We start from the raw sequence: 9102 nt of genomic DNA, 5'->3' as shown, positions 1-9102 counted from the left end.
ATGGCCGTGATAGGTGCCTGCATGCGCAAGCTGGCCCACCTGTGCTTTGGTGTTGTGCACTCAGGCAGGCCATATGACCCGAATTACGCCATGTGAGGCTTGACGCGCAAGACGGTATCTACGATGTCGTGCTTACAGCGAGGTTACTTCATCCACAAGCGCATCGAGTCCCACGCACGCCCGAAGATCGACGCTTCCCGCACTTCTTCCAGCGACACCACCGGCAGCGCCAGCAGCGGCTTCCCGTCGACCATCATCTTCAGCGTGCCGACGCGGCTGTTCAGGGCCAGCGGCGCGACCAGCGGATCCTTGCGCTCCAGGACCGGCTTCATCTTCTGGGCCACGCCCTTCGGCACGGTCACCCACACGTCGTTCGGGAAGCCGATCTTCACGTTCGACCGCGAGCCCTTCCAGATTTCCGGCGTCAGGATCGCCTGTCCCTTGGCGTACAGCTTGACGGTGTCGAAGTTCTGGAAGCCCCAGTTCAGCAGCTTCTGGCTTTCCGCCGTGCGGTTGCCGTCCGACGTGGCGCCGGACAGCACGGAGACCAGGCGGCGCTCGCCGGCAGGGCCGTTCGGGCGGTGCGCCGACGCGATCATCGAGAAGCCCGAGGCTTCGGTGTGGCCGGTCTTGAGGCCGTCCACGGTCGGGTCCAGCCACAGCAGGCGGTTGCGGTTCTGCTGCTTGATCTTGTTGTACGTGAATTCCTTGATCGAGTCGATCTTGTAGAACTGCGGGAAGTCCTGGATCTCGTGCGAGGCCAGGATCGACAGGTCGCGCGCGGTCGAGTAGTTCTCGGGGCTCGGCAAGCCGTGCGGGTTGGCGAAGTGGGTGTTCTTCATGCCCATGCGCTGGGCCTCGCGGTTCATCAGGGTGACGAAGGTCGCTTCGTCGCCGGCCACGGCTTCGGCCAGCGCCACCGCGGCGTCATTGCCGGACTGGATCATCAGGCCGTACAGCAGGTCCTGGATTTTCACGGGGGTGGCCGGGTCGATGAACATCTTCGAGCTGCTGCCGTCGACTTTCCACGCATGCACCGAGACGTTGACCATCTGGTCCAGCGTGATCTTCTTGTCGCGCAGGGCTTCGAAGACGACGTAGGCGGTCATGACCTTGGTGAGCGACGCCGGTTCGATGCGCATGTCCGGGTCTTGCGACGCGATGACCTGGCCGCTGGTGGCGTCCAGCAGGAGCCACGAACGGGCTGCGATTTGCGGGGCCGGCACCTGCTGCGCATGGGCGGCCGACATCAGGAGGGCACTGGCGGCGAAGGCCGCGATTAACTTTTTCATGGAAGGCAAACGAGAGGTGAACAGGAGATGACGCGATGGCAATGCCGGTAAACATTGCCTTGAAAGAAGATCGCATCATTATAGGCCAGCGTTCGGCTCAAATGTCACGCCGCCACAATTGCGCGACAAGATTTTTAATGTGGACGAGCTTGCGGTGAAAAAAATGGTCGGCGCCGGGAATCACCGTCACGGGGATGTCGAGCGGGCGCGCCCAGTCGAACACGTGCGTGAGCGGTATCGTATCGTCAAGTTCGCCGTGGATCAGGATCGTGTCGGCCGGGACCGCCGGCACCGGCCACTTGCCGGCGGCCGTGCCGACCAGCGCCAGGCGCTCGGCCGGGCGGCCTTGCTGGATCAGGCGTTGCTGCAACTGGGCCTGGACGAAGGTGCCGAACGAAAAGCCGGACAGCGCGTACGGCAGGCCCGGATACTGTTCGATCATGTGGTCGAGCATGATCTCCATGTCGTCCACTTCGCCGCGGCCTTCGTCGTGCACGCCTTCCGACTCGCCGACGCCGCGGAAATTGAGGCGCGCCGTCGCGTAGCCGAGGCCGACGAAGGCGCGGGCCAGCGTCTGCGCCACTTTATTGTCCATGGTGCCGCCGTACAGCGGGTGCGGGTGCGCGACGAGGGCGATGCCGCGCGGTGCGCCTTCCGGTTCGTCCAGCAGGCATTCCATCTTGCCGGCGCGGCCGGTCAGGTAAAACTTGTGCGAATTCTTGTTCATTGCGTGCGTCGGCCTCAGATCTTCAGGCGCTCGACCACCTCGCCCTTGACGAGGTGGCGTTCGATGATTTCGTCGATGTCGGTCGTGTCCACGTAGGTGTACCACGTGCCCTGCGGGTAGATCACCACGACGGGGCCTTCCTCGCAGCGGTCCAGGCAACCGGCCTTGTTGATGCGCACCTGGCCCGGCCCGTTCAGGCCCAGCTCCTTGACGCGCTTCTTGGCGTGCTGCTGTGCGGCCTCGGCGCCGCTCTTGCCGCAGCTGGGGCGGCAGTCCTTGCCTTCGCGTTCGTTCAGGCAGAAGAACACGTGGTGTCGATAAAAGGGTTTGTCGTCGTTCATGTCGTTTCCGGATGAGTTGGCGGCCGCGCCGGCGCCGTCGCCCGCTATGATACGCCCTAATCAGGGCCGGTTCAGCCGATGCGACGGCAGCAGCAGGAACCACAGCGCGAGGACCGGCCAGGCCATGCCGAGGAATTGGGCGGCGCCGTTGAAATTCAAAAATTTACCCTGTTGCCAGGCCTGCAGCGTCGAGACGAAATACGGGTTCGCGGGAATCGTGTTGACGACGATGAGCGACAGCACGAGCGTCACCACGGCCAGCCGGCGCTGCGCCACCTGGGGCGCGAACGCGAGGCCGGCCAGCATGATCAACCCGATCAGGAAGCCGCCTTCCGCGCCCGGCGTGACCCAGACGAAGGCGTTGTCCGGCGCGAAGAACAGCGAGCTCGCGAGCGTCTTGACAACGATGCCGACGAGGATCAACGCCAGCATCAGCGACAGCCTTGGCGCGCTGCGGCGCGTGAGGCACAGCAGGGTGAGGGCGGCGCCCGTCATGCCGCACGCGGTGATGATCGTCTCGGACAGCCAGTACTGCTCCACGCTCATCGGCACGTCGCCGCGCAGCAGCGTCACCAGGTCGATGTCGGTGTCGAGCCAGTTGGACAGCCATTCCGACAGCAGCGGCAGCACCTGGCCGTTGCCGAACAGGTAGTTCTGCGGGTAGACCTGGGCCAGCGGCCACAGGGCGATGAGCACCAGGCCCTGGCTCGCGTGCGACGCGAACCAGCGCTGGCGCAACAGATATAAACGGCTGCGGTCCACCAGCATCGGCGCGAACCAGGCGCCGAGCAGCGCCCCGGCCAGGCAGCCGGCCGCATTGGTCAGCAGGTCGAGGTTCGACGGCACGCGGCTGGGCAGGTAGTTCTGCACGGCCTCCATCGTCCCCGACACGAGCAGCCCGACGGCGGCGGCGACGAGCACGGCCCACATGCCGCGCACGCGCGGGTGCAGCGCCAGCACGATCAGGACGCCGAACGGCATGTAGCCGACGACGTTGACCAGCACGTCGAAACCGGTCCACCAGCGCGGCATCTGCAGGTTGAGGAAGGCGAACGGCGACAGCCCGCTGCTGCGCCAGCCGGAGAACGGGAACCAGCTGGCGTAGACGATCAGCAGCAGATAAGCCAGCAGCGCCGCGCGCGCCACCGGCGAGGCGCGCGGGCCGGCGTCGTCTTCCGTATCGGTCATCGTCGGTCGATGTTCAGTGTGCCCAGCCAGGCCACGATGTCGGCCGCGACGGCGTCGGTGCTGGCCGCGAGGGCCCGCGCGCCGCCGGCCGCGTCGGCGCTGGTCGCGGGGCCGGACTGGCGGAAGCTGCGCTGGTCGACGAGCGTATGGCCCTGGAACACGGAGGCGCGCACGGCAACCACGCCCGTGCTCCGGCTCACGCCGCCGAAGTCCTGGATGAATTCGTCGACGTCGATGCGCAGCAGCGGAATGCCGATCGACGCGTCCGTTTCCGACAACACCCGCGCGCCGGCCTGCGCGAGCCGCGTCTTGAAGCGCTGGGTCAGCAATTGCAGCGGATTCGCGGTCCAGCGGCTGTTGGCATAGGTGCGCGCCTGCAGCGGGTCGGCATAACTGAGGCGGTAGAACATGCGCTCGTTGTCCAGGGCGCTCGAGCCGGTGACGTCGGTGACGACCACCGGACCGAGCGTGCCCTGCGCGGGCGCCTGCGCGCTCGCGGGGGTGGCCGGGCCGAAGTCGAACTGCGTGGTCGGCTGGCCTTTTTGCGAGGCGCAGCCGGACAGGATCAGGGCCAGGGCCGCGGCGAGAAGGAAGCGGGTCGGATGCATGGTCGCTGGATTCCTCATTGGGTCGGGGGGACGAAACCGGGTTCGCCCGGGCCGGGTTCGGCCGCCGGTGCGCCGAACAGGATGCTTTGCGGGCGCTCGCCCAGGTTCGTCACGGTGCGGCGCACGGCGCGCAGCGACGTCTTGGCTTCGTCGGCCATGTCGACCACGTGCGGCAATGTCTGCAGCTCGAGGTCGGACGTCACGCCGCCCAGCGAATCGATGGCGGTGCTGGCGCGTTCGAGCGGGCCGCCCGGCGCCTGCAGGCTCGTCGCGAGGCGGTCGTAGTTACGCACGGCGGCGGTGGCGCTGGTCGACAGGTCGTTCACGGAACCCATCGTGCGATCGAGTTTATCGGTCAGCGCGGGCAGGCGCGCCAGCGTGGGCTGCAGCTGGCCCGGGATCTCGGCATACGCGGCGGCGGCCTTGTTGATGCTGTCGAAGGCGCCGGTGATCTTGTCCTGGTTTTCCTTGCTGAGGACGTTGTTCAGGCTGTCCGTGATGCGCTCCGTCTTTTCCAGGATCGCGAGGCCGCGCTTTTCCAGCTGGTCGAGCAGGCCGGGACGCAGCGGAATGCGCGCCACGTGCTCCTTGTCGCTTTTCAGCAGCGGGGAACCGGTGCGGTCGTCGTCCAGCTGGATGAACGCGATGCCCGTCACGCCCTGGTAGCCGAGCGAGGCGAAGGTCGTCGTCGTGACGGGCGCGCCGTCCTCGATCGACAGCTTGATGAGGATTTGCCCGGTCACGCGCGGGTCGAACACGATGTCGTCCACGCGCCCCACTTCCAGGCCGCGGTAACGCACGGCCGCCTGTGGATTCAGGCCGGGGATGGTCTGCGTGGTGACGATCTCGTACGGATGCGTCTTGGTGCGGTCGCGGTTCAGCCACAGGCCGACCAGGATGGCGGCCACCAGCAGCGCGACCGTGAAGAAGCCCGTCATGAGGGCATACGATCTGTTTTCCATGTCAGTCTTCCGACTCCTTTCTTGCGATGCGCTCTTCCAGCACTTCCAGCGCCCGCTGGCCGCGCGGCCCCAGGAAAAAGTGTTTGATGAAGGGGTGAGGGACGCGCAGCACGTCGCAGGACGGGCCCACCGCGATCACGTGCTTCTCCGCCAGCACGGCGATGCGCGACGACAGCGCGAACAGCGTGTCCAGGTCGTGCGTGACCATCACCACGGTCAGGTGCAACTCGCTGTGCAGCGTCTGGATCAGCGCCACGAAGGAGTCCGACAGGTCCGGGTCGAGGCCCGCCGTCGGCTCGTCGAGGAACAGCAGTTGCGGCTCGAGCGCGAGCGCGCGCGCGAGGGCCGCCCGCTTGATCATCCCGCCCGACAGGTCGGACGGCATCTTGTTGGCGTCGCCCGGACCGAGTCCCACCATGTCCATCTTGAGCAGCACGGCGTCGCGCACGACGTCCTCGGGCAGGGCGCGCAGCTCGCGCAGCGGCAGCGCGATGTTGTCGAACACGGTCAGCGCGGAATACAGCGCGCCCTGCTGGAACAGCATGCCCCAGTGGTTGCGCATGCGCTGCAACTGTTCCGGGCTGGCGCTGCTGACGTCCTCGCCGAACACCCTGACGCAGCCGCTGGACGGCCGCTCCAGGCCCAGCATCTGGCGCAGCAGCACGGTCTTGCCGGTGCCGGAGCCGCCGACGATGGAGAGAATTTCGCCTGCGTAGATGTCGAGGTTCAGGTCCTGGTGCACGACGGTGCGGCCGAAACGCGTCCACAGGTTGCGGATCTGGACGACCGGCGGCCCGACGTCTTCCTCGGGCTTGCGGTTCAATTGCTGCGGCGGGCGCTGGGGCTTTTCCATCAGAAGCCCACCCCCGAGAAGACGATCGCGAACACGGCGTCGGCCAGGATCACGACGGTGATCGCCGTGACGACCGACGTCGTCGTGCCGCGGCCCAGGCTTTCCGTGTTCGGCTTGATGCGCAGGCCGAAGTGGCAGGACACGAGCGCGATCAGCATGCCGAAGGCGACGCCCTTGCCCAGGCCGATGGTGTAGTTCACGATCGGCACGGCCGACGGCAGCTTCTGCACGAAGTAGCGCATCGTCAGGCCCAGTTCGATCTTCGCCGAGACCATGCCGCCGATCAGGGCCATCGCATCCGTCCACACGACCAGCAGCGGCATCGCCAGCGCGAGCGCGAGCACCTTGGGCATGATCAGGCGGTAGCCGTGCGAGATGCCCATCACGAGCATCGCGTCGAGTTCCTCCGTCACGCGCATCACCCCCAGCTGCGCCGTGATCGACGACCCGGAGCGGCCCGCGACGAGGATCGCCGCGAGCAGCGGGCCCAGTTCGCGGATGATGCTCATGCCGAGGATGTTGACGAGGTAGATGTCGCCGCCGAACATGCGCAGCTGCTGCGCCGACAGGTACGAGAGCACCACGCCGATCAGGAAGCCGACCAGCGCCGTGATGCCGAGCGCCTGGAAGCCGGAGTGGTAGACGTTGGCCGAGATCTCGCGCCACGGCCCGGACAGCGGATGGCGGATGAAGCGGCCGATGTCCTGCACCACCTGGCCGATCAGGGTGATCGCGCCGCGCAAGTGCTCGAAGAAGGACAGCACGCCGTTGCCCAGCGTGATCACCCATTGCAGGCGGCTCTTGCGGGTGCGCGGCAGCGCGATGTGGCCGGATTTTTCGATGCGCTCGAACAGCTCTTCCTGGCGCGGGTCGAGTTTCAGTTGCTCGGGGCGGCGCTTGCCCCAGGAACTCCAGAACAACTGGGCGCCGATGTGATCGAGGCTGGCGATTTCGGACAGATCCCAGGCGACCGGCTTGCCGGCCAGGGATTTCATCGTCTTTTCGATGTCCTTGAAACCGCGCCGCGAGAACGCGTGCACTTGCCATACGCCGCGCGCCACCACGGATTGCTCCGCACCCGTGGTCCGGCGCTCCGGACTGGGATGCTCGATGGTTAATGTTGGCGCATTTTCAATCTGCATTGCGGCAGTGTAAAAGAGATTCGCGACTGCCGCCACCAGCGTTACGCTTGCGTGCCGCAGAGCGTACGCTGGCGCACATTGGCGTGCGCTCACGTGGCGCGCTCACGTGTTTACGCAGCCAGGTGCCGCACCTGGCGTTCGGGCGCGGCGGCCGGTTTGGGTTGCGCGCCCTTGTCCTTGGTGGCCGGCTTGTGCGCGCTGCCCGCGTAATCGCTCGCGACCAGGGCCGCCGCTGCGCCGGCCGGCATCCCGCGCAGCTGCAGCCAGGCCTGCACCAGTTTCGCGAGGCGGTCCAGCGCGATGCGGTGGGTGGCGTCGAGCTGCGTGTACATCCAGTCGGAAAAGGCCATGAAGCTGGCGAACGGGCTGTCGCCCAGCAGGACCTCGATCGTGTGGGCGAAGCGGCCGGAGTTCGCGACCAGGTCCCAATAGCGGGCAAAGCGCACGAGCCGCTGCATGGTGGGAAAGTCGATGCGGTCGGTGGCCAGCACGGTGTATGGCGGATACGGGTCGTACACCATCTTGTAGGGTGCCGTGTGGCGGATGATGGGCGTGCCGCGCAGGCGCTTGAGGATGCCGAACTGGATCTCGTGCGGGCCGAGCGCTACCAGCTGGTCGAAGCCGCGCGCGAACGATGCGACGTCTTCGCCCGGCAGGCCGGCGATCAGGTCCACGTGCAGGTGCGCGTGCGAGTGCGTCGTCAGCCAGCGGATGTTGTCCGCGGCCTTGGCGTTGTCCTGGCGCCGGCTCACGAGGGCCTGCACGTCCGGATTGAAGCTCTGGATGCCGATCTCGAACTGCAGGGCGCCGGGCGGGAACTTCGCGATCGTTTCCTTCAGCGCTTCCGGCAGGTGGTCCGGCACGAGTTCGAAGTGGGCGTAGACCGGATCGCCCGGATCGGCCGCGATCTTATCGAGGAAGAACTGCATGATGCGCTGGCTCGTCCTGACGTTCAGGTTGAACGTGCGGTCGACGAATTTATACAGGCGCGCGCCGCGCCGGTACAGCGTCTCCATCTCCGCGAGGAAGGCGTCGAGCCCGAACGGCCACGCCGTCTTGTCCAGCGACGACAGGCAGAACTCGCACTTGAACGGGCAGCCGCGCGACGCTTCCACATAGATGGTGCGGTGGGCGATGTCTTCGTCCGTATAGAGTTCGTACGGCAGGCGGATGTCGGCCATTGGCGGCTGCACGCCCGCGTGCACCTTCATGATCGGCTTGGGGCCACGCAGGATGTCGCCGCACAGCTTGGGAAAGGTGATGTCGCCCCAGCCCGTGACGACGTAGTCGGCCAGGCGCACGATCTCTTGTTCCCCGGTCTCGTGCGACACTTCCGGGCCGCCCAGCACGACCGTCACCTCGGGCGCCACGCGCTTGAGCATGGCGACGACCCTGGTCGTCTCCTCGACGTTCCATATATAGATGCCGAAGCCGACGATCCGCGGCTGCTTGGCCAGCAGGCGTTCCACGACCTCGGTGGTTTTTGCGCCGATCACGAATTCCATCAGGCTCGTCTGCTCTTGCAACGCGCCCATATTGGCCAGCAGGTAGCGCAGCCCGAGCGAAGCGTGGGCATAGCGGGCGTTGAGGGTGGCGAGCAGGATGGTCATGGCGATGCGGGTAGGACGGCAAAGCGTCCATTGTACGCTGCCACGGTTCGCCAGGCGTGCGGGCCTTGCGGTCTGTTTTCGACGCTGGTATCATTCGGTCCCTCGTCGAAAGCGAAACGAACTTTAACGGTTCTGAACGCTTCGAAGAGGAAGAAAAGAAGTTGACGAACATTGCGAAGCACGGCATAATCTCACTTCTCTGCTGCTGACGAACAAAACGATTCGCAGATGCAGCAAGGCAGTACCGAATACAGTTCTTTAACAATCAACAGTCGATAAGTGTGGGCGTTTGATGAGGTGCCAGCAGTCACTAGTGAATAACTAAGGGGCTGCTGAATGCTTAAATTATCAAATGTTCACGCAAAAGAAATACGTTGCT

At 65.7% G+C, this 9102-nt stretch carries 9 protein-coding genes; all 9 read right to left on the bottom strand.

Going from position 1 to position 9102, the window contains the following annotated elements; translation table 11 throughout:
- Window positions 1-143: 143 nt before the first annotated feature.
- Complete coding sequence (locus tag U9J41_RS28990; RefSeq protein WP_322405669.1) at window positions 144-1292, bottom strand: D-alanyl-D-alanine carboxypeptidase family protein; 1149 nt, start codon at window positions 1290-1292, stop codon at window positions 144-146.
- Window positions 1293-1389: 97 nt separating this feature from the next.
- Complete coding sequence (locus U9J41_RS28985) at window positions 1390-2019, bottom strand: alpha/beta hydrolase (RefSeq protein WP_322405668.1); 630 nt, start codon at window positions 2017-2019, stop codon at window positions 1390-1392.
- A 14-nt stretch (window positions 2020-2033) separates the two neighbouring features.
- On the bottom strand, window positions 2034-2360 hold the full coding sequence (locus tag U9J41_RS28980; RefSeq protein WP_322405666.1) for a (2Fe-2S) ferredoxin domain-containing protein: 327 nt from the start codon (window positions 2358-2360) through the stop codon (window positions 2034-2036).
- A gap of 60 nt (window positions 2361-2420) precedes the next feature.
- Window positions 2421-3548: a VanZ family protein gene (locus tag U9J41_RS28975; protein WP_322405664.1), complete on the bottom strand. Its 1128-nt coding sequence runs from the start codon at window positions 3546-3548 to the stop codon at window positions 2421-2423.
- The gene (locus U9J41_RS28970) at window positions 3545-4156 is read right to left on the bottom strand and encodes an ABC-type transport auxiliary lipoprotein family protein (protein WP_322405663.1); all 612 of its coding nucleotides are present in this window, start codon (window positions 4154-4156) and stop codon (window positions 3545-3547) included. The genes U9J41_RS28975 and U9J41_RS28970 overlap by 4 nt, the downstream gene beginning before the upstream one ends.
- Window positions 4157-4170: 14 nt before the next feature.
- Window positions 4171-5118: an MlaD family protein gene (locus tag U9J41_RS28965; protein WP_322405661.1), complete on the bottom strand. Its 948-nt coding sequence runs from the start codon at window positions 5116-5118 to the stop codon at window positions 4171-4173.
- Between the two features lies 1 nt (window position 5119).
- Window positions 5120-5971 carry an ABC transporter ATP-binding protein gene (locus U9J41_RS28960; protein ID WP_056438056.1) on the bottom strand — a complete coding sequence of 284 codons (852 nt, stop codon included), beginning with the start codon at window positions 5969-5971 and terminating at the stop codon, window positions 5120-5122.
- Window positions 5971-7113, bottom strand: a complete 1143-nt coding sequence (locus U9J41_RS28955) for an MlaE family ABC transporter permease (RefSeq protein ID WP_425261304.1) — start codon at window positions 7111-7113, stop codon at window positions 5971-5973. Before U9J41_RS28955 ends, U9J41_RS28960 begins: the two co-directional genes overlap by 1 nt.
- A gap of 110 nt (window positions 7114-7223) precedes the next feature.
- Window positions 7224-8723, bottom strand: a complete 1500-nt coding sequence (locus U9J41_RS28950) for a B12-binding domain-containing radical SAM protein (protein ID WP_322405657.1) — start codon at window positions 8721-8723, stop codon at window positions 7224-7226.
- Window positions 8724-9102: the final 379 nt, after the last annotated feature.

Origin of the sequence: Massilia luteola, from assembly GCF_034420155.1 — a bacterium.
Taxonomy (GTDB): domain Bacteria; phylum Pseudomonadota; class Gammaproteobacteria; order Burkholderiales; family Burkholderiaceae_D; genus Telluria; species Telluria luteola.
This window is presented reverse-complemented; position numbering and strand designations above follow the sequence as displayed.